General features: G+C 51.4%; 25 protein-coding genes. 9 read left to right on the top strand and 16 right to left on the bottom strand.

What is annotated here, in order from left to right; genetic code table 11:
- Window positions 1–347: 347 nt before the first annotated feature.
- Window positions 348–920, bottom strand: coding sequence for a D-glycero-beta-D-manno-heptose 1,7-bisphosphate 7-phosphatase (gmhB, locus tag A9587_RS12465; protein WP_001140179.1), 573 nt, complete (start codon window positions 918–920; stop codon window positions 348–350).
- 187 nt (window positions 921–1,107) lie between these two features.
- On the opposite strand from gmhB, the gene metN reads away from it, so the two are divergent.
- The 7 genes from metN to A9587_RS12430 all read left to right on the top strand — a co-directional run bounded on the left by metN (window position 1,108) and on the right by A9587_RS12430 (window position 7,572).
- Window positions 1,108–2,139 carry a methionine ABC transporter ATP-binding protein MetN gene (gene metN / locus A9587_RS12460; RefSeq protein WP_000593986.1) on the top strand — a complete coding sequence of 344 codons (1,032 nt, stop codon included), beginning with the start codon at window positions 1,108–1,110 and terminating at the stop codon, window positions 2,137–2,139.
- A complete protein-coding gene (locus A9587_RS12455; RefSeq protein WP_001517783.1) occupies window positions 2,132–2,785 on the top strand; it encodes a methionine ABC transporter permease MetI in 654 nt (217 codons plus the stop codon). The genes metN and A9587_RS12455 overlap by 8 nt, the downstream gene beginning before the upstream one ends.
- A gap of 39 nt (window positions 2,786–2,824) precedes the next feature.
- Entirely contained in the window at window positions 2,825–3,640 is an 816-nt protein-coding gene (gene metQ, locus A9587_RS12450) for a methionine ABC transporter substrate-binding lipoprotein MetQ (protein ID WP_000874673.1), read from the top strand.
- A gap of 117 nt (window positions 3,641–3,757) precedes the next feature.
- Window positions 3,758–4,162: an Rcs stress response system protein RcsF gene (gene rcsF, locus A9587_RS12445; protein ID WP_001202319.1), complete on the top strand. Its 405-nt coding sequence runs from the start codon at window positions 3,758–3,760 to the stop codon at window positions 4,160–4,162.
- Complete coding sequence (tsaA, locus tag A9587_RS12440; RefSeq protein ID WP_016249637.1) at window positions 4,159–4,866, top strand: tRNA (N6-threonylcarbamoyladenosine(37)-N6)-methyltransferase TrmO; 708 nt, start codon at window positions 4,159–4,161, stop codon at window positions 4,864–4,866. Before rcsF ends, tsaA begins: the two co-directional genes overlap by 4 nt.
- Before the next feature lie 110 nt (window positions 4,867–4,976).
- A complete protein-coding gene (gene proS, locus A9587_RS12435; RefSeq protein WP_105263334.1) occupies window positions 4,977–6,695 on the top strand; it encodes a proline--tRNA ligase in 1,719 nt (572 codons plus the stop codon).
- Between the two features lie 52 nt (window positions 6,696–6,747).
- Window positions 6,748–7,572: a YaeF family permuted papain-like enzyme gene (locus A9587_RS12430; protein WP_105263335.1), complete on the top strand. Its 825-nt coding sequence runs from the start codon at window positions 6,748–6,750 to the stop codon at window positions 7,570–7,572.
- A gap of 255 nt (window positions 7,573–7,827) precedes the next feature.
- On the opposite strand, the gene nlpE is transcribed toward A9587_RS12430, so the two are convergent.
- Genes nlpE through A9587_RS12415 form a run of 3 tightly spaced genes read right to left on the bottom strand, consistent with a single transcriptional unit; the run spans window position 7,828 to window position 9,516 of the window.
- Window positions 7,828–8,538, bottom strand: coding sequence for an envelope stress response activation lipoprotein NlpE (nlpE, locus tag A9587_RS12425; protein WP_000251764.1), 711 nt, complete (start codon window positions 8,536–8,538; stop codon window positions 7,828–7,830).
- Window positions 8,539–8,551: 13 nt separating this feature from the next.
- A complete protein-coding gene (gene arfB / locus A9587_RS12420) occupies window positions 8,552–8,974 on the bottom strand; it encodes an alternative ribosome rescue aminoacyl-tRNA hydrolase ArfB (protein ID WP_000635552.1) in 423 nt (140 codons plus the stop codon).
- Window positions 8,971–9,516, bottom strand: a complete 546-nt coding sequence (locus tag A9587_RS12415; protein ID WP_001185278.1) for a YaeQ family protein — start codon at window positions 9,514–9,516, stop codon at window positions 8,971–8,973. The genes arfB and A9587_RS12415 overlap by 4 nt, the downstream gene beginning before the upstream one ends.
- 165 nt (window positions 9,517–9,681) lie before the next feature.
- Between A9587_RS12415 and A9587_RS12410 the strand changes: the two genes are divergently transcribed.
- Complete coding sequence (locus A9587_RS12410) at window positions 9,682–9,882, top strand: YaeP family protein (protein ID WP_000417058.1); 201 nt, start codon at window positions 9,682–9,684, stop codon at window positions 9,880–9,882.
- Entirely contained in the window at window positions 9,869–10,129 is a 261-nt protein-coding gene (rof, locus tag A9587_RS12405) for a Rho-binding antiterminator (RefSeq protein ID WP_001517780.1), read from the top strand. The genes A9587_RS12410 and rof overlap by 14 nt, the downstream gene beginning before the upstream one ends.
- Window positions 10,130–10,180: 51 nt before the next feature.
- Here rof and tilS read toward each other — a convergent pair whose 3' ends face one another.
- From tilS to bamA, 12 genes are all read right to left on the bottom strand, one after another.
- Window positions 10,181–11,476 carry a tRNA lysidine(34) synthetase TilS gene (gene tilS / locus A9587_RS12400; protein WP_061090672.1) on the bottom strand — a complete coding sequence of 432 codons (1,296 nt, stop codon included), beginning with the start codon at window positions 11,474–11,476 and terminating at the stop codon, window positions 10,181–10,183.
- Window positions 11,477–11,540: 64 nt separating this feature from the next.
- Window positions 11,541–11,930, bottom strand: coding sequence for a VOC family protein (locus A9587_RS12395; protein WP_000901101.1), 390 nt, complete (start codon window positions 11,928–11,930; stop codon window positions 11,541–11,543).
- Between the two features lie 289 nt (window positions 11,931–12,219).
- Entirely contained in the window at window positions 12,220–12,474 is a 255-nt protein-coding gene (locus tag A9587_RS12385) for a DUF4282 domain-containing protein (RefSeq protein ID WP_000644312.1), read from the bottom strand.
- A gap of 222 nt (window positions 12,475–12,696) precedes the next feature.
- On the bottom strand, window positions 12,697–13,656 hold the full coding sequence (gene accA / locus A9587_RS12380; RefSeq protein ID WP_000055741.1) for an acetyl-CoA carboxylase carboxyl transferase subunit alpha: 960 nt from the start codon (window positions 13,654–13,656) through the stop codon (window positions 12,697–12,699).
- A 12-nt stretch (window positions 13,657–13,668) separates the two neighbouring features.
- Window positions 13,669–17,151 carry a DNA polymerase III subunit alpha gene (gene dnaE / locus A9587_RS12375; RefSeq protein WP_016249634.1) on the bottom strand — a complete coding sequence of 1,161 codons (3,483 nt, stop codon included), beginning with the start codon at window positions 17,149–17,151 and terminating at the stop codon, window positions 13,669–13,671.
- Between the two features lie 36 nt (window positions 17,152–17,187).
- Entirely contained in the window at window positions 17,188–17,784 is a 597-nt protein-coding gene (gene rnhB, locus A9587_RS12370; protein ID WP_000569435.1) for a ribonuclease HII, read from the bottom strand.
- Window positions 17,781–18,929: a lipid-A-disaccharide synthase gene (lpxB, locus tag A9587_RS12365; protein WP_105263336.1), complete on the bottom strand. Its 1,149-nt coding sequence runs from the start codon at window positions 18,927–18,929 to the stop codon at window positions 17,781–17,783. Before lpxB ends, rnhB begins: the two co-directional genes overlap by 4 nt.
- Window positions 18,929–19,717 carry an acyl-ACP--UDP-N-acetylglucosamine O-acyltransferase gene (gene lpxA, locus A9587_RS12360; protein WP_000565976.1) on the bottom strand — a complete coding sequence of 263 codons (789 nt, stop codon included), beginning with the start codon at window positions 19,715–19,717 and terminating at the stop codon, window positions 18,929–18,931. Before lpxA ends, lpxB begins: the two co-directional genes overlap by 1 nt.
- Window positions 19,718–19,720: 3 nt before the next feature.
- Window positions 19,721–20,176, bottom strand: coding sequence for a 3-hydroxyacyl-ACP dehydratase FabZ (gene fabZ, locus A9587_RS12355; RefSeq protein WP_000210739.1), 456 nt, complete (start codon window positions 20,174–20,176; stop codon window positions 19,721–19,723).
- A 104-nt stretch (window positions 20,177–20,280) separates the two neighbouring features.
- A complete protein-coding gene (lpxD, locus tag A9587_RS12350; protein WP_001139277.1) occupies window positions 20,281–21,306 on the bottom strand; it encodes a UDP-3-O-(3-hydroxymyristoyl)glucosamine N-acyltransferase in 1,026 nt (341 codons plus the stop codon).
- 3 nt (window positions 21,307–21,309) lie between these two features.
- The gene (gene skp, locus A9587_RS12345; RefSeq protein ID WP_000758958.1) at window positions 21,310–21,795 is read right to left on the bottom strand and encodes a molecular chaperone Skp; all 486 of its coding nucleotides are present in this window, start codon (window positions 21,793–21,795) and stop codon (window positions 21,310–21,312) included.
- A gap of 121 nt (window positions 21,796–21,916) precedes the next feature.
- Window positions 21,917–24,349 (bottom strand): outer membrane protein assembly factor BamA, encoded by a 2,433-nt coding sequence (gene bamA, locus A9587_RS12340; protein WP_001240903.1) that lies wholly within the window; start codon window positions 24,347–24,349, stop codon window positions 21,917–21,919.
- Window positions 24,350–24,353 lie beyond the last annotated feature (4 nt).

Here is a 24,353-nt window from a genome sequence, read left to right as displayed (position 1 = left end):
AATTAAACTTCGTAATGAATTACGTGTTCACTCTTGAGACTTGGTATTCATTTAGCGTCTTGCGACGTTAAGAATCCGTATCTTCGAGTGCCCACACAGATTGTCTGATAAATTGTTAAAGAGCAGTTGCGACGCGGCTTTCAGCTCACTGTCGCGAGGTGGCGTATATTACGCTTTCCTCTTTCAGAGTCAACCCTGAATTTCAGGATTTTTTCTCTTCAACCGAACCGGCTGTTTGTGTGAAGTGATTCACATCCGCCGTGTCGATGGAGGCGCATTATAGGGAGTCGTTTCAGGAAGACAAGCGGAAAAATGCATTTTTATTTCAACCGCTCATCTTTTAATCGTTACGCCGATTTTTGCTGCTTTTTTATCGCTTGCGGCAGGTCTGCCAGGCTATTTAACACCCAATCCGCTGCATTTTCAGCTTCAGGGGTAACAGGTTTCCCCGTACGCACCAGCACTTTTGTTCCCACGTTCGCCGCAGCCGCTGCCTGCATATCTTCTAATTTATCGCCCACCATATAAGAAGCGGCCATATCAATATGCAAATAATCGCGTGCTGACAAAAGCATTCCTGGATGTGGTTTACGGCAATCGCAGACCTGGCGAAACTCTTCAACACTGCCCTGCGGATGATGCGGGCAATAATAGATGCCATCCAGATCGACATCACGGTCCGCCAGCGACCAGTCCATCCACTCGGTCAGCGTTTCAAACTGCGCTTCAGTAAATTTGCCGCGCGCAATACCAGACTGGTTCGTTACCACCACCAGCGCAAAGCCCATTTTTTTTAGCTCACGCATGGCGTCAATGACACCGTCGATAAATTCAAAGTTATCGATCTCATGGACATAGCCGTGATCGACATTAATGGTGCCGTCACGGTCAAGAAAAATTGCGGGTACGCTCTTCGCCACCTTTTATAACTCCTTAATAAGGCATGTGCCGCTAGTATCGCATGTTTCGACCTGCAAGAAAGTGCTCTTCGTATAAACCTGATTGATTTAGACGTCTGGATGCCTTAACATCCATTTCATTGACGGCTTTGACCGTATCAGGCAGTCGAAATGCCACGACTAACTTAATGACGATAATAAATAATCAATGATAAAACTTTCGAATATCACCAAAGTGTTCCACCAGGGCACCCGCACTATCCAGGCGTTAAACAACGTCAGTCTGCATGTGCCAGCCGGACAAATTTATGGCGTTATCGGTGCCTCTGGCGCGGGTAAGAGTACGCTTATCCGTTGTGTAAACCTGCTGGAGCGCCCAACCGAGGGTAGCGTTCTGGTCGATGGCCAGGAACTGACCACGCTGTCAGAATCCGAGTTGACCAAAGCGCGCCGTCATATTGGCATGATTTTCCAGCACTTTAACCTGCTCTCTTCGCGTACTGTTTTTGGTAACGTGGCACTGCCGCTGGAGCTGGACAACACGCCAAAAGAGGAGATCAAACGTCGCGTGACGGAATTACTGGCGCTGGTTGGTCTTGGTGACAAACATGATAGCTACCCGTCGAATCTTTCCGGTGGGCAGAAACAGCGTGTGGCGATTGCTCGCGCATTAGCCAGCAATCCCAAAGTGTTGCTGTGCGATGAGGCCACCAGCGCACTGGACCCGGCAACCACGCGTTCTATTCTCGAACTGCTGAAAGACATCAACCGCCGTCTGGGTTTGACGATTCTGTTAATCACCCACGAAATGGACGTTGTGAAGCGTATTTGTGATTGCGTGGCGGTTATCAGCAATGGTGAGTTGATCGAGCAAGACACAGTAAGTGAAGTGTTCTCGCATCCGAAAACGCCGCTGGCACAAAAATTTATTCAGTCGACCCTGCATCTGGATATCCCGGAAGATTATCAGGAACGTCTGCAAGCGGAGCCGTTCACTGATTGTGTCCCCATGCTGCGCCTGGAGTTTACCGGTCAGTCAGTAGATGCCCCGTTGCTTTCTGAAACCGCACGTCGTTTCAACGTTAATAACAACATTATTAGCGCGCAGATGGATTACGCCGGAGGCGTTAAGTTCGGCATCATGCTGACCGAAATGCACGGTACACAACAAGATACGCAAGCCGCCATTGCCTGGCTGCAAGAACACCATGTAAAAGTAGAGGTACTGGGTTATGTCTGAGCCGATGATGTGGTTGCTGGTTCGTGGCGTATGGGAAACGCTGGCAATGACCTTCGTATCCGGTTTTTTCGGTTTTGTGATTGGTCTGCCGGTCGGCGTCCTGCTTTATGTCACACGTCCGGGGCAAATTATTGCTAACGCGAAGTTGTATCGTACCGTATCTGCGATTGTGAACATTTTCCGTTCCATTCCGTTCATTATTTTACTGGTATGGATGATTCCGTTTACTCGCATTATTGTCGGCACATCGATTGGTTTGCAGGCGGCGATTGTTCCGCTGACAGTTGGCGCAGCACCGTTTATTGCCCGTATGGTCGAAAACGCCCTGCTGGAGATCCCAACCGGGTTGATTGAAGCCTCCCGCGCAATGGGTGCCACACCGATGCAGATCGTGCGCAAAGTGCTGTTACCAGAGGCGTTGCCGGGTCTGGTAAATGCCGCAACTATCACCCTGATTACTCTGGTCGGTTATTCCGCGATGGGTGGTGCAGTCGGAGCCGGTGGTTTGGGTCAGATTGGCTATCAATATGGTTACATCGGCTATAACGCAACGGTGATGAATACGGTGCTGGTATTGCTGGTCATTCTGGTTTATTTAATTCAGTTCGCAGGCGATCGCATCGTCCGGGCTGTCACTCGCAAGTAACGTTCAACACAACATAAATAATTGAAGAAGGAATAAGGTATGGCGTTCAAACTCAAAACCTTTGCGGCAGTGGGAGCCCTGATTGGATCACTGGCACTGGTAGGCTGCGGTCAGGATGAAAAAGATCCAAACCACATTAAAGTCGGCGTGATTGTCGGTGCCGAACAGCAAGTTGCAGAAGTCGCGCAGAAAGTTGCGAAAGACAAATATGGCCTGGACGTTGAGCTGGTCACCTTCAACGACTACGTGCTACCGAACGAAGCATTAAGCAAAGGCGATATCGACGCCAACGCCTTCCAGCACAAACCGTACCTCGATCAGCAACTGAAGGATCGTGGCTACAAACTGGTTGCAGTAGGTAATACTTTTGTTTATCCGATTGCCGGTTATTCCAAGAAAATCAAATCACTGGATGAACTACCCAATGAAGCACAGGTTGCCGTACCGAATGATCCGACTAACCTCGGCCGTTCACTGCTGCTGCTGCAAAAAGTGGGGTTGATCAAGCTGAAAGATGGCGTAGGTCTGCTGCCGACCGTGCTTGATGTGGTTGAGAATCCTAAAAATCTGAAAATTGTTGAGCTGGAAGCACCGCAATTGCCACGTTCCCTGGACGATGCACAGATTGCTCTGGCGGTTATCAACACCACCTATGCCAGCCAGATTGGCCTGACTCCGGCGAAAGACGGTATCTTCGTGGAAGACAAAGAGTCTCCTTACGTAAACCTGATCGTGACCCGTGAAGATAACAAAGACGCGGAAAACGTGAAGAAATTCGTCCAGGCTTATCAGTCTGATGAAGTTTATGAAGCGGCAAATAAAGTGTTTAACGGCGGTGCGGTTAAAGGCTGGTAATTTTTAGGCTGTTTCCACAATTTGTAATATCATTCAGGACGGGCGCTTGCCCGTCTTGTCATTTTTACAAGCGCCTGATTCAATATTGACGTTTTGATCATACATTGAGGAAATACTATGCGTGCTTTACCGATCTGTTTATTAGCACTCATGCTAAGCGGCTGTTCTATGTTAAGCAGATCCCCTGTCGAATCCGTTCAAAGCACTGCACCCCAGCCGAAAGCGGAGCCTGCAAAACCGAAAGCGCCGCGCGCCACGCCGGTCCGAATTTATACCAATGCTGAAGAATTAGTCGGCAAACCGTTCCGCGATCTCGGTGAAGTCAGTGGCGACTCTTGCCAGGCCTCTAATCAGGATTCTCCACCGAGCATCCCAACCGCACGTAAGCGGATGCAAATCAATGCCTCCAAAATGAAAGCCAATGCGGTATTACTGCATAGCTGTGAAGTCACCAGCGGTACGCCAGGCTGCTATCGTCAGGCTGTGTGCATCGGTTCAGCGCTTAACATTACGGCGAAATGAGCAGTTTCCAGTTTGAGCAAATAGGTGTTATTCGCTCACCCTATAAAGAAAAATTCGCCGTTCCGCGCCAGCCTGGGCTGGTAAAAAGCGCCAACGGAGAACTGCACCTTATTGCTCCTTACAACCAGGCCGATGCCGTACGCGGCCTGGAAGCGTTCAGCCATTTATGGATCCTTTTCGTCTTTCATCAAACGATGGAAGGTGGCTGGCGCCCGACTGTGCGTCCGCCTCGTCTCGGCGGTAACGCCAGAATGGGCGTTTTCGCCACGCGTTCTACTTTTCGCCCTAACCCGATTGGGATGTCACTGGTAGAGCTGAAAGAGGTTGTTTGCCATAAAGATAACGTGATTCTGAAGCTCGGCGGTCTGGATCTGGTCGATGGTACGCCGGTGGTGGATATAAAACCTTACCTCCCCTTTGCCGAATCGCTTCCCGATGCCAGCGCCAGCTATGCGCAAAGCGCGCCAGCAGCAGAGATGGCGGTGAGATTTACCGCAGACGTCGAAAAGCAACTTTTGACGCTGGAGAAGCGTTATCCGCAGTTAACGCTGTTTATCCGCGAAGTACTGGCGCAGGACCCGCGCCCGGCCTATCGTAAAGGTGAAGACACGGGTAAAACCTATGCCGTCTGGCTGCATGATTTTAACGTCCGCTGGCGAGTCACCGAGACTGGTTTTGAAGTCTTTGCGCTGGAAGCGCGTTAAATTCACGCCCTTCTCTTTTGACATTTCTTCTGCACTGGTAAACTAAATCACTTTTTTTGTCCCAGGCTCGCCTTGAGCCTGTTCTACCTTCCAACTGGAACCGTAACAACATGCGTACTAGCCAATACCTGCTCTCCACTCTCAAGGAGACACCTGCCGACGCCGAGGTGATCAGCCATCAACTGATGCTACGCGCCGGGATGATCCGCAAGCTGGCCTCCGGGTTATATACCTGGCTGCCGACCGGCGTGCGCGTTCTGAAAAAAGTCGAAAACATCGTGCGTGAAGAGATGAACAACGCCGGTGCGATCGAGGTGTCAATGCCAGTGGTTCAGCCAGCCGATCTGTGGCAAGAGAGTGGTCGTTGGGAACAGTACGGTCCGGAACTGCTGCGTTTTGTTGACCGTGGCGAGCGTCCGTTCGTACTCGGCCCAACTCATGAAGAAGTTATTACCGACCTGATTCGTAATGAGCTGAGTTCTTACAAACAGTTACCGCTGAACTTCTATCAGATCCAGACCAAGTTCCGTGATGAAGTTCGTCCACGTTTCGGCGTCATGCGTTCCCGCGAATTCCTGATGAAAGATGCTTACTCTTTCCACACTTCTCAGGAATCCTTGCAGGAAACCTACGATGCAATGTATGCGGCCTACAGCAAAATCTTCAGCCGTATGGGGCTGGATTTCCGCGCCGTACAGGCCGACACCGGTTCTATCGGCGGCAGCGCCTCTCACGAATTCCAGGTGCTGGCACAGAGCGGTGAAGACGATGTGGTCTTCTCCGACACCTCTGACTACGCAGCTAACATTGAACTGGCAGAAGCTATCGCGCCGAAAGAACCGCGCGCTGCTGCAACTCAGGAAATGACGCTGGTTGATACACCGAACGCGAAAACCATCGCTGAGCTGGTTGAACAGTTCAATCTGCCGATTGAAAAAACCGTTAAAACACTGCTGGTTAAAGCCGTTGAAGGCAGCAGCTTCCCGCTGGTTGCGCTGCTGGTGCGCGGTGACCACGAACTGAACGAAGTAAAAGCGGAGAAACTGCCGCAGGTTGCCAGCCCGCTGACTTTCGCAACCGAAGAAGAAATTCGTGCCGTCGTTAAAGCAGGCCCGGGTTCACTGGGTCCGGTAAACATGCCGATTCCGGTTGTAATTGACCGTACCGTTGCGGCGATGAGTGATTTTGCTGCCGGTGCTAACATCGACGGTAAACACTACTTTGGTATCAACTGGGATCGCGATGTCGCAACCCCGGAAGTTGCTGACATCCGTAACGTAGTGGCTGGCGATCCAAGCCCGGATGGTCAGGGTACGCTGCTGATCAAACGCGGTATCGAAGTCGGTCACATCTTCCAGTTGGGTACTAAGTATTCTGAAGCTCTGAAAGCCTCCGTACAGGGCGAAGATGGCCGCAACCAGATCCTGACTATGGGTTGCTACGGTATTGGGGTTACGCGTGTAGTGGCTGCGGCGATTGAGCAAAACTACGACGAGCGCGGCATCGTATGGCCTGACGCGATCGCACCGTTCCAGGTAGCTATTCTGCCGATGAACATGCACAAATCCTTCCGCGTACAAGAACTGGCCGGGAAACTTTACAGCGAACTGCGTGCGCAGGGAATCGAAGTCCTGCTGGATGACCGTAAAGAACGTCCGGGCGTGATGTTTGCCGATATGGAACTGATCGGTATTCCACACACTATCGTGCTGGGCGACCGTAACCTCGACAACGACGATATCGAATACAAATACCGTCGTAACGGCGAGAAGCAATTAATTAAGACCGGTGACATCGTCGATTATCTGGTGAAACAGATTAAAGGCTGATGCCAGAAAGGGTCCTGAATTTCAGGACCCTTTTTTACATGGATTGTATAAAATGAATAAACCAAAGGCGTACTGTCGTCTGCTTCTCCCTTGCTTTCTTTTACTTTCGGCCTGTACCGTTGATATTAGTCAGCCAGACTCATCAGCCACAGCGGTAGATGCCGAGGCGAAAACATGGGCAGTCAAATTCCAGCATCAAAGCTCTTTTACCGAACAATCAATAACTGAAATAACTGAATCTGACCTCAAGCCCGGCGATTTGCTGTTCTCCTCAAGCCTTGGGGTAACCTCATTCGGTATCCGCGTCTTCAGCACTTCCTCGGTGAGTCACGTTGCCATCTATTTAGGTGATAATAACGTCGCAGAAGCGACAGGCGCTGGCGTCCAGATTGTTTCCCTGAAAAAAGCCATGAAGCATAGTGATAAGCTTTTCGTCTTACGAGCCCCGGATCTTACCCCGCAACAAGCCACAGATATCACCGCGTTCGCCAACAAAATCAAAGATAGCGGGTATAACTATCGCGGCATTGTCGAATTTATTCCGTTTATGGTGACCCGCCAGATGTGCTCACTGAATCCTTTTTCCGCAGATTTCCGCCAACAGTGCGTCAGCGGCCTGGCGAAAGCGCAGTTAAGCAGTGTTGGCGAGGGGGACAAAAAATCGTGGTTTTGTTCGGAATTTGTCACGGATGCATTTGCCAAAGCCGGGCATCCGCTTACGCTGGCGCAGTCAGGTTGGATTAGTCCTGCCGAACTGATGCATATGCGTGCTGGCGATGTCTCTGCGTTTAGGCCAGAAGCACAGTTACAGTATGTTGGGCATCTGAAACCAGGGATTTATATCAAAACGGGTCGCTTCGTTGGACTGACCCGGTGATAAAAGCCAGTCTCAGAGTGTTTATGCCGGATGTGGATTAAACGTTTGATCACTCCTAAGGAATGGGGGGGTTTTGTAGGCATGATAAGACGCGCCAGCGTCGCATCAGGCGTTGTGCACAGAATGCCGGATACGGTGTGAACATCTTATTCGACCTACAAAATCGTGCTAATTCAAAACATTGCAATCTACTCTGTAGGCCTGATAAGCGTAGCGCATCAGGCAATTTTGCGTTTGTTTCTGCCACAAGCAGGTTTACTGCCCCAAACTACTGCAATCCTGGTTCGGGAAAAATTTACCAGCCGTATCGGGCGCTAATACCTTAGTCGGTGCCCCGATATCCGGATTAGCCTCAAGCGTAAAGTGACCTTCTACTGACAGCAGCACCGGTTTTTCACTGCTGCCGCGAGCAGCCAGATAGCCTCGTTCCAGCTCTGCGTTATTTGCCACCGCGAATCGTTTTCCGGTCGCACAATCAGTAAAAGTTGCTGCGTCAGCCATATAAAAATACATGCCACGCATGGTCATCGGCGTCATGGGCAAGCTGGATTTTGCCGGTTCCAGTGTGTAGTTGAACTGCGATTCAATCGGATTACCTTCACGATCGAGCATCTCCAGCGCATCACCTTTTGCCCGATAATATGACTTTTCGCCTTTAGTGTCGGTTAATACAAGTTTGTCTGCGGTTCTCGCCCATGTACCGTAGGAAGCAAAAGATGAAGGCTCTTCACGAGCGCCCAGATAGCGCTCATTCATTACCCAGGTTCCATCTTTTTCGAGAAACAAAGAGGTTTCGATCCCTTCACAATCAGCACACGGCAGCACACCACGCCAGCTTTGCGGCATCGGTTTCAGCTCGGCGGCCTGCGCTGGGGAAAGCATATCTACTTCGGCCCGATTATTACATCCCATTAGAGTAAAGAGACTGATTACAGTCATCGCTGCTACTATCGCTTTTCTCACCATCAATTCCTTCTTTTTATTCCCGACCGCTGCGCACTTTGCCACGCAACGCCTTCACGGTTGATTTTTGTGCTTTCGATACCAGCCTGCGCTCTTTCGATGCACGGGTAGGTCGCGTCGGTCGTCGGGATTTTTGTACCGTTGTTAATTCTTTAATCACTGCCACCAGTCGGGCCAGCGCCGCTTCGCGGTTCAGTTCCTGGCTGCGGTATTCCTGAGCCTTAATGACAATCACACCATCACTACTAATCAGGTGATGGCTGGCGGCGAGCAGGCGCTCTTTGTAATACTCTGGCAGGCTGGAGGCCCGAATGTCAAAACGCAGATGAATAGCCGTTGAGGTCTTATTGACATGCTGCCCGCCCGCCCCCTGAGCACGAATGGCGGTGATCTCAAGCTCGCCATCGGGGATAGCAACATGTCGGGAAATCACAATCATGACGGTTGTTGCCAGACAGTTAAGTTTACTTCCAGATTATTCTTATCATCCGATAACCAGATAATGCCGTCCTGAATCGTTGCCTGTAGTGTCATGGTGCGATCGGCAAAGGCACTCACTTTTGCCAGTTGCTCGTCGTCCAGATACCAGACGGAAAGATTGGCAAACTGCGCGCATTTGTTCTGATTTTGCTGCCACCAGATCTGCGCCGCCCGACTATTATAGGCAAACAGCGCCACTTCCGCGGCCTGGGTGCAGGCTTTCTTAATTCGCCGCTCGTCCGGCAGCCCCAGTTCAATCCACAAATCAATACCTAAATGATCATTACGCAGCCACGCTTCCGGCTCGTCATCGGCACACAAACCACGGGTAAATTGCAGACGTTCATCGGCATATTTCAGCCATGCCAGAAGGCGCAGCATCATGCGCTCCTGAGTTTCTGAAGGGTGGCGCGCCAGCGTCAGAGAGGCATCGAGAAACTGGTTGCGGTCAAGATCGGCCACATTAACCGTCGCTTTATAAATTGTCGCTTTAAGCGCCATAAGAAAACTCCTTTCGAATCAGGAGGCCATTGTAACGGAATACGTGCAGTTGCGGCGCTGATATTGCAGAAATGAGTGTGGTATAGTCACCTTGCGAAACAGGGTTTATCTTCGTAGGCTTAGACTTGCATCCACGGTTAAGTCAGAGTGCTGACAGGAGGGCATGTGGAAAAATATTGTGAGTTAATACGCAAGCGGTACGCGGAAATCGCCAGCGGAGACTTAGGATACGTTCCGGACGCGCTGGGCTGCGTTTTGAAAGTGCTGAATGAAATGGCTGCCGACGATGCCCTTTCAGAGGCTGTCAGGGAAAAAGCAGCATACGCTGCGGCAAACTTACTGGTGAGCGATTATGTCAATGAATGATACGTATCAACCTATCAATTGTGATGATTACGATAATCTTGAGCTCGCCTGCCAGCATCACCTGTTGCTGACGCTGGAGCTGAAAGATGGCGAAAAATTGCAGGGTAAAGCCAATGATTTAGTGTCCCGCAAAAATGTGGAATATCTGGTCGTCGATGTCGCTGGCGAAACCCGCGAGTTGCGCCTGGATAAAATTACCAGCTTTAGCCATCCGGAAATCGGTACGGTAGTGGTGAGTGAGTCCTGATTCACTTTTGCCGGATGCGACGCATAGCGCGTCTTATCCGGCTACGCTGAACTAACTATTTCTCTGCCAGAAAAAACTTACACCAGCCTCATCTTCAGCAAAGCCTTCACGTGTAACAAAAATTCCCGCTGCCGCAATCAACGTTTCGCCATAAAACAGCAGTGGCGTAGTATCACGCAGCCACGGCGGCACGCCCAGTTCCTGCCAGATTTTCTTTAACTTACGTCCACCGTTGCGCCCGACAATGTGCAGCAATCCCGACGCCTTAAAACGAACGCTAACCGCTTCGTCAGCACGCGGAGGACGAATATCTCCTCCCGCAGTAAACTGCACACTTCCCAGATCAGCCGGTAATTCCAGCGGCTGTTGCCACGCCAGCCACGGCACAATGGTTTCGCTTTGCCCGGCAACGGATTTAATCCACCACAGTTGCGACAGATAGCGACGGATTTCAAACGCGCCAAAGCGCAAACAGGGGGAAGCATCTTCCCGCGCCAGTGCAACTTCTTGCCAAATCCGTACCAGCGCATCGCGGGAAGGCATCGGCGCATTCAGCCCAGCCAGCCAGCGGCGGATAATCGCCGCGCGGCGGACATCGCTCATCGCCATCATTGGCGCAATCTGTAGCGTTCCCTGCGACGTTTGGCAGTGCGCTAAATCATCCGCCAGCAGTTCATCCAACAGGCTCTCTTGTTCAGCGCAAAGCGTGGCGCTGCGTGCCGTTGCTTCGGCAAAATGCGGCCAACGCTGCTGTAATAACGGCACCACGTGCAGGCGCAGGAAGTTACGATCGTAGCTATCGTCCTGATTACTTTCGTCTTCAATCCAGCGTAAGCCATGTTTATGTGCCCACTGCTCCAGCTCTCCACGTGTGCGAGTGAGCAACGGGCGGATAAGCCGGGTTCCGGCAAAATCAGATACTTCTCCCATAGCGGAAAGCCCGGCAGGGCCACTGCCACGTTTTAACGCCAGCAAAAAGGTTTCACATTGATCGTTAAGATGTTGTGCAGTGACCAGAACTTCTCCGGGTAACAGCGTTCGGGCAAATGCCTGATAACGCGCCTGCCGTGCCTGGGCCTCAATGCCTAACCCCTCTTGCGCAAGCTGCACGCGCTCAACCACCAGCGGCACCTGCCACTGCTGGCAGATATTTTCACAATGCACGACCCAAGCATCAGCATTAGCACTTAAACCGTGATGCACATGGATAGCGCGTAACGTGACGTCCGGATTTTCAGCCCGCCACTGCACCAGTTGATGCAGTAAAACGGTGGAGTCCAGTCCGCCACTAAAGGCCACCAGAATCTGGCGTGAGGCGAGAAGTTGAGTATTCAGCGTGAGTGTCATGATAGTGCGAATCTACAATAGAGATGCCCGGCACGTTACCGGGCAAATGCGACGATGACAAGCCTTACTGCTCATACAGTTCCAGTGGCAGCCCGTCAGGATCGTTAAAGAACGTAAAGCGTTTTTGCGTATACGGGTCGACACGTATCGCTTCACATTTCACATTATGGCTTTCAAGGTGCGCCACTGCCGTATCAATATCATCAACGCTAAATGCCAGATGGCGCAGGCCGCAGGCTTCCGGTCGGCTGGGGCGCTCCGGTGGGAATGGAAATGAGAAAAGCTCAATCACGTACTGCCCGTTAAGCGCCAAATCCCCTTTCCACGAATCACGCGCTTCGCGATAAACTTCGCTTTGCAGCGTGAAGCCGAGAATATCGCAGTAGAAGGCTTTGCTCACCGCATAATCCGTCGCAATAATCGCAATATGGTGAACCTGTTTTAAACCCAACATAGAATCTCCTGCATTGATATGATACGCACGTGCATCGCTATATATTGATAATACGCACAAATTACAGGAAAGATGAATCAGACATTTATACTCGTCATACTTTAAGTTGCATGTGCTGCGTCTGCGTTCGCTCACACCAGTCACTTACTTATATAAGCTCCTGGTGATTCACTCGCTTGTCGCCTTCCTGCAACTCGAATTATTTAGAGTATACTCTGATTTTAAAACAACATCTCAAACGCCTGTAATAGCGGTTGAGATGCGGTTTGGTGAAGCGCTTTGCGGGAGATTACTCTGCGCTATTCTTGCTAACACTCTCGGCAATGCGGCGCAAATATTCGTTATTCTTAAACGCTATCATAATTAATTCGAAAGTCATACGACAGCTTATAAGGCCAATGACGGTATAAGCTACCCCTAAGATAATGTTTCCGCTAAATATGGAGAAGACACCGCCTATCAGTGTCAGCACCATAGCCAGCCAGTAAAAAAACACCAGAACACGCGGCATAAGAAGATGATCAAATCCTAAAATTGCTTTCATATTTTATCCTTAAAAATTCTATGAGATTGATAAAGTTATATTATTTTTGACCACTGTGTATATTTGTATATGCCTCCGAAATCGGAGTTATCAACATGAGTTCAAGAATTTTATGGCAGGGGAAAACGAAAGAAAGATTATCTAAATGTATTTATAATATGACTAAATAAACTACATAGAAAAAAAGGCCACCGGAGTGACCCTTTTCAGAAAATTTGCTGATTACGCGTAACCGTAGCTCATCAGTCGCTGATAACGACGATTTTTTAAATCTTCAGTGCTTAACACGTCGAGATCGGCCAGATCCGCCAGCAGTTGCGCTTTCAGAGACGCAGCCATCGCTTCCGGGTTACGGTGAGCGCCGCCCAACGGTTCCGGGATGATGGAGTCAATCAGTTTCAGTTCTTTCAGACGCGGAGCGATGATGCCCATCGCTTCAGCCGCCAGCGGGGCCTTGTCTGCGCTCTTCCAGAGGATAGAGGCACAACCTTCCGGCGAGATAACGGAATAGGTGCTGTATTGCAGCATATTCACTTTATCGCCCACGCCAATGGCCAGCGCACCGCCAGAACCACCTTCACCGATAACCGTACAAACGACCGGTACGCCGAGGCGAGACATTTCACGCAGGTTACGCGCGATGGCTTCAGACTGACCACGTTCTTCTGCGCCCACACCCGGATAAGCCCCAGGGGTGTCGATAAAGGTGATGATTGGCATCTTAAAGCGTTCAGCCATTTGCATCAGACGCAGTGCTTTGCGGTAACCTTCTGGCGCTGGCATACCAAAGTTACGACGAATTTTCTCTTTGGTTTCACGGCCTTTCTGATGACCAATAATCATCACCGGACGACCGTCAAGACGGGCGATACCACCGACGATAGCTTTGTCATCTGCATACGCGCGGTCGCCTGCCAGTTCGTCAAATTCATCAAATGCCAGGCGAACGTAATCCAGGGTATAAGGGCGCTGTGGATGGCGTGCCAGTTGGGCAATCTGCCATGCACCGAGATCGGCGAAGATTTTACGCGTCAGTTCTACGCTTTTTTCACGCAGACGATGCACTTCTTCATCGATGTTAATATCCAGTTTCTCATCCTGGCGGCTAACCGCAGTCAGAGAATCGATTTTCGCTTCCAGCTCTGCAATCGGCTGTTCAAAATCAAGGAAATTCAGACTCATAGTATTCCTGTATTAGTCAAACTCCAGTTCCACCTGCTCCGAACCAATGAGGCCACGGAGATCGTTTAACAAACGATCGCTCGGAGAGACACGCCACGTCGCGCCAAAACGCAACCGTGCACGTGCATCCGCCCTCTGATAGTAGAGATGTACTGGAATTGTCCCAGAGCGGTGGGGTTCCAGAGACTGACGGAGTCGGTTTAAAAGCTGGTCATCAATTTGCCTGTCCGTCAGCGAGATAGCAAGCCCGCGAGCATATTTTTCCCGGGCTTCGTCAATATCCATCACTTCGCGAGCGGTCATTTTAAGCCCACCGCTGAAGTCATCAAAGCTGACCTGTCCGCTGACGATAAGTATGCGGTCTTTTTCCAGCAATTGCTGGTATTTATCCAGGGCGTCAGTAAATAACATCACTTCCAGCCGCCCGGAACGGTCATCCAGCGTGCAGATACCGATACGATTGCCGCGCTTGGTGACCATAACCCGCGCGGCAACAACGAGCCCCGCAGCCGTGGTGACTTTACCACGTTCTGTCGGGTGCATGTCTTTCAGCCTTACGCCTCCGACATAACGCTCAATCTCTTTTAAATACTGGTTGATCGGGTGGCCCGTCAGGTACAGACCCAACGTTTCGCGCTCCCCATCTAACACCACCTGCTCCGGCCACGGCTGGCAGCTAGCGTAGGATTGTTCAATTTGTTCCGGCTCTTCTGCCAGCACGCCGAACATATCGGCCTGGCCGATGGCTTCCGCTTTCGCGTGTTGATCTGCCGCTTTTAACGCATCGCCCAGCGAGTTCATTAACGCCGCGCGGTGTGGCCCCAGGCGGTCAAATGCCCCTGACATGATCAGTTTTTCCAGCACCCGCCGGTTCAGTTTTTTGGTGTCGGTACGGGCGCAAAGATCAAACAGTTCGCGGAAGTAGCCACCTTTATTACGGGCTTCGATGATGGCCTCAATTGGCCCTTCACCCACCCCTTTGATAGCGCCAATACCATACACGATTTCCCCGTCATCGTTGACGTGGAAATGGTAAAGACCGGAGTTTATATCTGGCGGCAGGATTTTAAGGCCCATCCGCCAGCACTCATCCACCAGGCCAACCACTTTCTCGGTATTGTCCATATCGGCAGTCATTACCGCCGCCATAAACTCTGCCGGATAGTGCGCTTTCAGCCATAACGTTTGATAAGACACCAAAGCATAGGCCGCAGAGTGCGATTTGTTAAATCCGTAACCCGCAAATTTCTCTACCAGGTCGAAGATTTTCATCGCCAGTTCGGCATTGATGCCGTTCTTTTCTGCACCTTCGGCAAAAACAGAACGCTGCTTGGCCATCTCTTCCGGCTTTTTCTTACCCATCGCACGACGCAGCATATCCGCGCCGCCGAGGGTATAGCCAGAAAGTACCTGGGCAATCTGCATTACCTGTTCCTGATACAGGATAATACCGTAAGTTGGCTCCAGAACCGGTTTCAGGCTTTCATGCTGCCACTGCACGTCTGGGTAGGAGATCTCCTCGCGACCATGTTTACGGTCGATAAAGTTATCCACCATCCCTGATTGCAACGGACCTGGGCGGAACAGCGCCACCAGTGCGATCATATCTTCGAAGCAGTCAGGTTGTAGACGCTTGATCAAATCTTTCATGCCGCGCGATTCAAGCTGGAATACCGCTGTGGTTTCCGAGCGTTGCAGCATGTCGAAACTTTTCTTGTCATCCAGCGGGATCGCGGCGATATCCAGCGGCGGCTCGCCATTTTTCGCCCGCCGCTTGTTGATCATCTCCAGCGCCCAGTTGATGATGGTGAGAGTACGCAGGCCGAGGAAGTCGAACTTCACCAGTCCGGCGTATTCAACGTCGCTTTTATCAAACTGAGTGACCGGATGTTTGCCTTCTTCATCGCAATAAAGCGGCGCAAAATCGGTAATTTTGGTCGGCGCGATAACCACCCCACCGGCGTGTTTACCCGCGTTACGGGTAACCCCTTCCAGTTTACGCGCCATGTCGATCAGCGCCTTAACTTCTTCATCCGCTTCGTAAATTTCTGGCAACTGCGGCTCGGCTTCAAACGCTTTCGCCAGCGTCATCCCCGGATCTGGCGGGATCAGTTTCGAGATACGATCGACAAAGCCATACGGATGCCCCAGCACGCGACCTACGTCGCGGATCACCGCTTTTGCCGCCATCGTACCGAAGGTGATGATCTGCGATACCGCATCGCGACCGTACATGTCCGCCACATGTTCGATAACCTGGTCGCGTTTCTCCATACAGAAGTCAACGTCGAAGTCAGGCATGGAGACACGTTCCGGGTTAAGGAAACGTTCGAACAGCAGGTCGAATTCTAGCGGATCGAGGTCAGTGATTTTCAGCGCGTAGGCCACCAGTGACCCCGCACCGGAACCACGGCCAGGCCCTACCGGTACACCGTTATCCTTCGACCACTGGATAAATTCCATAACGATGAGGAAGTAGCCAGGGAAGCCCATCTGGTTGATAACCTGGAGTTCAGTATCCAGACGCTCGTCATATTCCGGGCGGCGCTTAAGACGTTCTTCTTCGTCAGGGAATAAAAATGCCAGACGCTCTTCCAGACCTTCTTTTGCTCGCTTAACCAGATAATCTTCGGTGCTCATGTCCCCGGTCGGGAACTGCGGCAGGAAGTATTCACCAAGACGCACGGTCACGTTACAACGTTTGGCAATCTCCACGGTGTTAGCAAGAGCTTCCGGGATGTCGGCAAACAGCTCGCACATCTCCTCTTCGCTACGCATATATTGCTGCGGCGAATAGTTACGCGGACGTTTGGGATCGTCGAGGGTAAAGCCGTCGTGGATCGCGACGCGGATTTCGTGCGCGTCGAAATCACTGCTGTCGATAAAGCGCACGTCGTTGGTTGCCACAACAGGCAAACCGCGCCTTTCCGCCAGTTCCACCGCCGCGTGCAAATAGCTTTCTTCATCCGGCCTGCCGGTGCGAATCAATTCGAGAAAATAGCGATCCGGGAAGTGCTCTTCATAAAACGCGACACACTCATCTACCAGTGCGCTGTTACCACGCAAAAGGCTGCGCCCGACGTCGCCCATGCGTCCGCCGGAGAGGAGGATCAACCCTGCGTTTAATTCGATAAGCCAGTCGCGATCGATGATCGGCCCGGCGGCACCATACCCGCGCTGATACGCTTTTGAGATCAGCAACGTCAGATTCTGATAGCCGGTATTGTTCGCCGCCAGCACCGTCAGGTGGGTTAACTCATCACCCAGCAGGTCGCACTGGACATTAAAATCCGCCCCGACGATAGGCTTAATCCCTGCGCCATGTCCCGCTCCGTAGAACTTCACCAGACCGCAAAGGTTGGTGAAATCAGTGATCGCCAGTGCCGGCATCCCCAACGCCGCCGCCTTTTTTACCAGCGGCGCGGTTTTTGCCAGACCATCGATCATCGAGTAGTCGCTGTGCACCCGTAGGTGAACGAAACGTGGTTCAGACATCTTCAGATTCCGGTTTACTTAATCTCGACACAAGAATCAGGACGCAAGTCCCAGTGCGCGTTTGACAGGGCCAAAGCTGCGCCGATGGTGTTCGGTCGCACCGTGTTCAGCCAGTTTTTCCAGATGAAAAGCCGTTGGATACCCTTTGTGTTGGGCAAATCCATATTGTGGGTAAATGATGTCCAGCTCCGCCATTTCAGCATCGCGTGTCACTTTCGCCAGGATAGACGCCGCACTGATTTCCGGCACGCGACTGTCGCCTTTAACAACCGCCATCGATGGCATCGGTAATTTCGGGCAGCGGTTACCATCAATCAACACATATTCCGGCGCAATATGCAGCCCCGCTACGGCACGCTGCATCGCCAGCATGGTTGCGTGTAAAATATTCAGTTCGTCGATTTCATGAGGTTCCGCGCGACCCAGACTCCAGCTTAACGCCTTCTCTTTGATCTCTTCACAGAGCGCCAGACGGCGTTTTTCACTCAGCTTTTTGGAATCATTCAACCCGACAATCGGGCGCGCCGGATCGAGGATCACGGCAGCGGTAACGACCGCACCGACCAACGGCCCGCGCCCAACTTCATCCACACCTGCAACAAGCTGCGTATGCGGATAAACAAATTCGATCATTGTGCTAACTCCAGAACGGCCTGCGCCGCCTGCTCATCGGCATTGCAGCGGATCTGCTGATGCAGCTCGCGGAAAGTGTCGTGCATCGCATGGCTGGTTTTACCATTCGCCAACAGCGGTAACAGCGCCGCAGCCAGTTTTTGCGGCTCACACTCTTCCTGCAATAACTCTTTGACTAACTCTCTGCCCGCCAGCAAATTTGGCAGTGAGACATAATCAGTTTTCACCAGCCGTTTCGCCAGCCAGAAGGTGAAAGGCTTCATACGATAGCCCACCACCATCGGGCATTTCGCCAGCATACACTCCAGTGCTGCCGTGCCCGACGCCAGTAGCGCCGCATCGCTGGCGACCATCGCCTCACGGCCCATCCCATCCAGCAAATGAACCGACAGGTCTGGCGCGACTTCAGCTTTGATGCGTTCAAACTGCCCGCGGCGTTTGGCATTCACCAGCGGCACCACAATCTCAAGATCCGGATATGTCTGGCGCAAAAGCTGGGCCGTTTTCAGGAAATCGGCACTAAGCATTTCGACTTCCGCGCCACGGCTCCCCGGCAGCAACGCCAGGCAGTGGGCATCGTGAGGGATCCCCAACACATCTCGTGCGGCATTTTTATCTGGATCTAACGGCATGGCATCAGCCATTGTGTGGCCGATAAAACGGCACGGCACGTTGTATTTGTCGTAAAACGCTTTTTCGAAAGGCAGAAATGCGAGGACTAAATCAGTGGCTCTGCCTATTTTGAAAACGCGTTTCTGTCGCCACGCCCACACGGACGGACTGACATAATGAATGGTTTTGATACCCTGCTTTTTGAGGTTACCTTCGAGGGTAATATTGAAGTCAGGCGCATCAATGCCAACAAAAACATCTGGCTTCAGTTCGCCAAAACGCTTTGTCAGATCGGCACGAATATGCAGTAAGCGACGCAGACGACCAAGCACTTCAACAATGCCCATCACCGCCAGTTCTTCCATTTCGTACCAGGCTTCGCAGCCTTCAGCCTGCATCCGTGGCCCGGCAACACCGACAAAGCGGGCGTTGGGCACACGTTCTTTCAGAGCACGGATTAAACCGGCCCCCAGGATATCGCCGGAGGTTTCTCCGGCGACCAGGGCAATCGTTAATGGACGCTGTTCAGCCATTAACGAATCAGACCGCGCGTTGAGCGAGCAAAGAAATCGGCAAAGGCTTTCACTTCCGGATGCGTTTCCGCCAGTTCAGCAATTTCCGGTTTCACTTCATCAAGCGTTTTACCGCTGCGATAAATCAGCTTGTACGCATTGCGGATAGCGGTAATCGCCTCACGGCTGAATCCGCGGCGCTTCAGCCCTTCGATATTGACACCGAACGGCGTTGCGTGGTTACCCTGCGCAATGACATAAGGAGGGACGTCCTGTGCCACACCGGAGCAACCGCCAACCATCACATGCGCACCAATGATGCAGAACTGATGGACTGCGGTCATGCCGCCGATGATCGCAAAGTCGTCTACCGATACGTGCCCCGCCAGCGTTGCGTTGTTGGCGAGAATGCAGCGGTTACCTACCGTACAATCGTGCGCAATGTGCGCATTGATCATCAGTAAGTTGTCGCTGCCCACCTTCGTCAATCCACCGCCCTGGACTGTGCCACGATGAATGGTGACGCTTTCGCGAATGCGGTTACGATCGCCAATCTCCACACGGGTCGGTTCGCCAGCATATTTCAGATCCTGGTTAACTTCACCGATGGAGGCGAACTGATAAATCTCATTGTCGCGGCCAATTTTAGTATGACCATTCACGACAACGTGAGATTTCAGTACGGTATTCTCACCAATTTCGACATGGGGTCCAACGATACAAAAAGGACCAATGTGAGCGTTGGCACCAATCGACGCGCCCTCTTCCACAATGGCGGTTGGATGCACAAAGGCGGATTTATCAATCACGTATCAGGCCTCCCGGCTACGAGCACACATCATCGTTGCTTCGCAAACTACCTTACCGTCGACCAGAGCAACCCCTTTAAAACGGGTCAGGCCACGGCGCGTTTTTTCGAAAGTGACTTCCATGATCATTTGATCGCCTGGTACAACCGGGCGCTTGAAGCGCGCTTCATCAATACCGGCGAAGTAGTAAAGTTCACCCGGTTCCAGTTTTCCTACGCTTTTAAACGCCAGAATACCTGTTGCCTGTGCCATAGCTTCCAGAATCAGCACTCCCGGGAAAATCGGTTTTCCAGGGAAATGGCCCTGGAAGAATGGCTCATTGACAGAGACATTTTTAACTGCGCGCAGAAAACGACCTTCTTCAAAATCCAGCACGCGATCCACCAGTAAGAATGGGAAACGGTGCGGTAGAAGTTCTAAAATCTCTTCAATCTGCAGAGTATGAGTGTTAGTAGTCAAGATACTCTTCCTGTCAAAATATAAGAAACGATAATAATAACACGGCCTGCCGCAATCGTAAGAATGAGACAGGCCGTAAAGTTTGGCGAACAATAGATGGAACGTTAGTCTTGCTGATTAACCTTGCGCTCAAGCGATTTCAGACGCTTGCTCATATCATCAATGTTCATCACCAGTGCAGCGGTTTTGCGCCAGACTTTGTTGGGTTGCAGCGGAATGCCTGAGGAATAGACGCCAGGTTCAGTAATAGGACGCATCACCATACCCATGCCCGTAACCGTCACTTTATCGCATATTTCCATATGCCCGTTGATTACGCTGGCACCGCCGATCATGCAGTAACGACCAATTTTCAGGCTGCCCGCCATAATGACGCCACCGGCAACCGCCGTATTGTCGCCAATCACGACGTTATGTGCAATCTGACACTGATTATCAATGATCACGCCATTGCCGATCACCGTGTCATCCAGCGCGCCGCGATCGATGGTAGTACAGGCACCAATCTCCACGCGATCGCCAATAATCACGCGACCAATCTGTGGGATCTTCACCCAGTTACCACGATCGTTGGCATAGCCAAAGCCGTCTGCACCGATCACAGTTCCGGATTGGATCAGGCAATTCTGACCGATCTGGATCTCATGGTAAATGGTTACGTTCGCCCAAAGGCGCGAACCTGCGCCGATTTTGCTGTTTTTACCAACGAAGCAACCGGCACCGATAATCACGTTATCACCCAGCTCAACGCCGGACTCAATGACCGCGTTAGCGCCAATTGAGACGTTGTTACCCAGCTTCGCCGTTGCATCAATCACCGCACTTGGTGCAATGTTCTGCGCGGGCTGCGGCGTGGTATCTAAAATTTGCGCCATGCGCGCGTAAGTCAGGTAGGGATTCTTCACTACCAGTGCGGCACTTTTCGCGAAAGGAAGATCGTCCTGGGTCATCACAACCGCGGACGCCTGGCACAAGCCTAAATGTTCACGGTATTTAGGATTAACCATGAACGTAATATGACCTGTTTGTGCAGATTGCATGGACGCAACGCCGGTGATGACGATATCGCCATCACCGTGTAGTTCTGCATCCAACTGCTGCGCTAAATCAGCCAGTCGAATTGAAGGCATTACTTATTTAACCTGTTTCAGTACGTCGGCAGTGATGTCTTTTACATCGCTGCTGTTGTAAGCAACGGCGTTTGCATCAACAACCAGATCGATGCTCTGGCTGCTGGCAACGGATTTCACAGCAGTCTGGATACGAGTAACCAGTTTGCCGCGTTCTTCGTTGGAACGACGTGCGCGATCTTGTTCAAAAGCCTGCGCTTTCTGAGCAAAAGTCTGGCGCTGAGCCATCACGTCTTTTTCCAGCTTAGTACGATCGCTACCGGCTTTCATGGACTGCAGCTTTTTCATTTTAGCCTGCAGATCGGTTTCCATACGCTGCAGTTCGCTGGCACGGCCTTTGAACTCATTTTCCAGCGTGTTAGAAACACCGGTTTTCTGTGCTACCTGCTGGAACAGGCTACCCATATTGACGATTGCAATTTTGTCAGCCGCCTGAGCAGAAGTTGCCAGTGCTAAACCGAGACCTGCAGCTAATAACCACTTTTTCACAATAAACTCCTTACCATCCCATTTGCACCGGAAGGTGCAGTTCTTTGCGTGGCCCGGCGATCTTATAAAGATCGCCAAAAGTCATCGCTACACTACCACTACATTCCTTTGTGGAGAACACTTACCAGGTTTTACCAATGTTAAACTGGAACTGTTCTGCTTTGTCTCCATCGTACTTTTTGAACGGCTGGGCGTAGGAGAACACCAACGGCCCCAATGGGGACATCCATTGTAATGCGATACCCGCAGACATACGGATATTGCTTGGATCACTATAGTCCGGATATCCAGAATATTGGCTGGAATCCCAGTTTGTATCCCAAACAGTACCCATATCCCAGAAGAAGGAAGTGCGGACTGAGTTAGCATACTTGTCGCTAATGAACGGTGTCGGGGTGATGAGTTCGAGGCTGGCAACCGCCATGGCGTTACCGCCTACAGCATCATCCGATTTACACAGATCTTTTGCGCCGTCCTGAGTCGCACATTCGTAGTCGTAGTCCGGATCATAATTACTGGCCTGATGCGGGAAGTAAACCGCTTTCGGACCAATGGTGTTGGACTGGAAGCCACGCACGGTGCTGGAACCACCGGCATAGAAGTTTTCATAGAACGGCATCTCTTTGCCGCCTAAGCCATCACCGTAACCCCAACGAGTACGGCCCAGCACAACCCATTTGTGATCGTCGTCGATCGGCACATAGGTCGCCGTGTCTAACGTCACTTTGTAGTATTCGTTATCCGATCCCGGAATGGTCACTTTACCCGTCAGGTTGACACGCGAACCATCCGTCGGGAAGTAACCACGGTCGAGCTTGTTATAGGTCCAGCCATAGTTGAACGTGAAGTCGTCCGTTTTGAAGCTGTTATCTTGATCAGAGGTGCTCGGATGTTCACCCATAGAGTAGAGATAACGCCACATCGCGACCTGCGGCTGCATGTTAGACAAGGAGTTATGTACATAACCCAGACCTGCACGCAGCGAGTTGTATTCGTTAACCGGGAAGCCTAACGTCACGTCTGTACCATAACTCTTGTTGGTATAGTCGGACAGGTCGGCGTCATCTGCCTGGAAGTCATTATAGAAGACACGACCACCAAGGCTTACGCCATCTACAGTGAAGTATGGGTTGGTAACGGACAGTTCAGCATAGGTCTGGTAATCGTTTTTAGTACCGTTAATACCAACAGCATAACCCGTACCTAACCAGTTATCCTGCTGTACGCCCGCCTGGAAGCTCACGCCACTTTCTGTACCGTAACCAATACCGAAGTTGAAGCTACCGGTGTTACGTTCTTTGACCTTGTAAACCACATCAACCTGGTCCGGACTACCCGGGACACGTTGGGTATCGGTATCAACCGTTTCAAAGAAGCCCAGACGATTCAGACGTTCTTTACCCTGATCAACCAGATCGCTGCCTAACCAGGCACCTTCCATCTGGCGCATTTCACGGCGCAGGACGGCATCTTTCGATGTGTCGTTACCTTCAAAACGGATCTTACGCACGTAGAAACGGTTACCCGCATCGACATTCACACGTAATTTAACGGTTTTGTCGGCATCGTTAATTTCAGGCATCGACTGTACGCGCGGATAGGCATAACCATAGCGACCGAGAAGCTTTTTAATATCATCTTCCATTTTGGTCACTTTGGTGCCGTTATACAGCTCACCCGGCTCGATTTTCGTCAGTTGCTCAATTTCAGCGGAGTGGCCGGCAAGATTGCCGCTCACTTCAACACCAGAGAGCTTATACTGATCGCCTTCGGTGATGTTTACCGTGACGTAGATACCTTTCTTATCCGGCGTCAGACTGACCTGAGTCGAGTCAATGTTAAAACGGGCATAACCGCGATCCAGATAGTAACTGCGCAGGGTTTCAAGGTCGCCCGCCAGTTTCTGTTTCTGGTATTTACGATCACCTACCACGTTCCACCACGGCACTTCGTCACGCAGTTGGAAATGAGAGATCAGTTCGTCGGTGGTGAAGGCATGGTTACCAACAATGTTGATTTGCTGGATTTCTGCTGACACACCTTCCTGGAACACCAGTTTAAGGTCAACACGGTTACGCGGCAGTGGTGTCACGACAGCTTTTACGCTGGCGCTGTATTTACCGACGCTGTAGTAGAAGTCTTCCAGACCTTTTTCGATATCAGCAATGGTGGTGCGATCAAGAGATTCGCCCACACGCACGCCAGAAGCCTCGAGGTTTTGCTTCAGCATGTCATCTTTCACCGATTTGTTACCGGAGAAAGTGATGCTGGCAATGGTCGGACGTTCTTTTACCTGAACCAGAAGGGTATCACCATCACGAAGGACGCGAACATCCTCAAAGTTGCCGGTAGCAAACAGAGCGCGAATGGTATTACTGATATCTTCATCATTAACCGTGTCGCCTGTGCGCACCGGCATACTGAGGAGGGCCGCACCAACGGCGACACGCTGAAGGCCTTCGAAATGAATGTCTTTCACTACGAACCCTTCAGCACCGTATACGGTGGCGCTGCTAAACAGCAGCGACGCTATGAGCAACTTTTTCATCGCCATCGTT

The organism is Escherichia sp. MOD1-EC6162, assembly GCF_002965125.1.
GTDB classification, from domain to species: Bacteria; Pseudomonadota; Gammaproteobacteria; order Enterobacterales; family Enterobacteriaceae; genus Escherichia; species Escherichia marmotae.
This window is presented reverse-complemented; position numbering and strand designations above follow the sequence as displayed.

What these genes read in the sequence shown, in the direction of transcription:
- lpxB (WP_105263336.1), bottom strand. Translation starts at nt 18,929, where the DNA reads ATGGCTGAACAGCGTCCATTAACGATTGCCCTGGTCGCCGGAGAAACC.
- A9587_RS12455 (WP_001517783.1), top strand. Translation starts at nt 2,132, where the DNA reads ATGTCTGAGCCGATGATGTGGTTGCTGGTTCGTGGCGTATGGGAAACG.
- accA (WP_000055741.1), bottom strand. Translation starts at nt 13,656, where the DNA reads ATGAGTCTGAATTTCCTTGATTTTGAACAGCCGATTGCAGAGCTGGAA.
- nlpE (WP_000251764.1), bottom strand. Translation starts at nt 8,538, where the DNA reads ATGGTGAGAAAAGCGATAGTAGCAGCGATGACTGTAATCAGTCTCTTT.
- A9587_RS12385 (WP_000644312.1), bottom strand. Translation starts at nt 12,474, where the DNA reads ATGAAAGCAATTTTAGGATTTGATCATCTTCTTATGCCGCGTGTTCTG.
- rof (WP_001517780.1), top strand. Translation starts at nt 9,869, where the DNA reads ATGTCAATGAATGATACGTATCAACCTATCAATTGTGATGATTACGAT.
- lpxD (WP_001139277.1), bottom strand. Translation starts at nt 21,306, where the DNA reads ATGCCTTCAATTCGACTGGCTGATTTAGCGCAGCAGTTGGATGCAGAA.
- rnhB (WP_000569435.1), bottom strand. Translation starts at nt 17,784, where the DNA reads ATGATCGAATTTGTTTATCCGCATACGCAGCTTGTTGCAGGTGTGGAT.
- arfB (WP_000635552.1), bottom strand. Translation starts at nt 8,974, where the DNA reads ATGATTGTGATTTCCCGACATGTTGCTATCCCCGATGGCGAGCTTGAG.
- rcsF (WP_001202319.1), top strand. Translation starts at nt 3,758, where the DNA reads ATGCGTGCTTTACCGATCTGTTTATTAGCACTCATGCTAAGCGGCTGT.
- tilS (WP_061090672.1), bottom strand. Translation starts at nt 11,476, where the DNA reads ATGACACTCACGCTGAATACTCAACTTCTCGCCTCACGCCAGATTCTG.
- tsaA (WP_016249637.1), top strand. Translation starts at nt 4,159, where the DNA reads ATGAGCAGTTTCCAGTTTGAGCAAATAGGTGTTATTCGCTCACCCTAT.
- proS (WP_105263334.1), top strand. Translation starts at nt 4,977, where the DNA reads ATGCGTACTAGCCAATACCTGCTCTCCACTCTCAAGGAGACACCTGCC.
- metN (WP_000593986.1), top strand. Translation starts at nt 1,108, where the DNA reads ATGATAAAACTTTCGAATATCACCAAAGTGTTCCACCAGGGCACCCGC.
- dnaE (WP_016249634.1), bottom strand. Translation starts at nt 17,151, where the DNA reads ATGTCTGAACCACGTTTCGTTCACCTACGGGTGCACAGCGACTACTCG.
- A9587_RS12415 (WP_001185278.1), bottom strand. Translation starts at nt 9,516, where the DNA reads ATGGCGCTTAAAGCGACAATTTATAAAGCGACGGTTAATGTGGCCGAT.
- A9587_RS12395 (WP_000901101.1), bottom strand. Translation starts at nt 11,930, where the DNA reads ATGTTGGGTTTAAAACAGGTTCACCATATTGCGATTATTGCGACGGAT.
- metQ (WP_000874673.1), top strand. Translation starts at nt 2,825, where the DNA reads ATGGCGTTCAAACTCAAAACCTTTGCGGCAGTGGGAGCCCTGATTGGA.
- bamA (WP_001240903.1), bottom strand. Translation starts at nt 24,349, where the DNA reads ATGGCGATGAAAAAGTTGCTCATAGCGTCGCTGCTGTTTAGCAGCGCC.
- A9587_RS12430 (WP_105263335.1), top strand. Translation starts at nt 6,748, where the DNA reads ATGAATAAACCAAAGGCGTACTGTCGTCTGCTTCTCCCTTGCTTTCTT.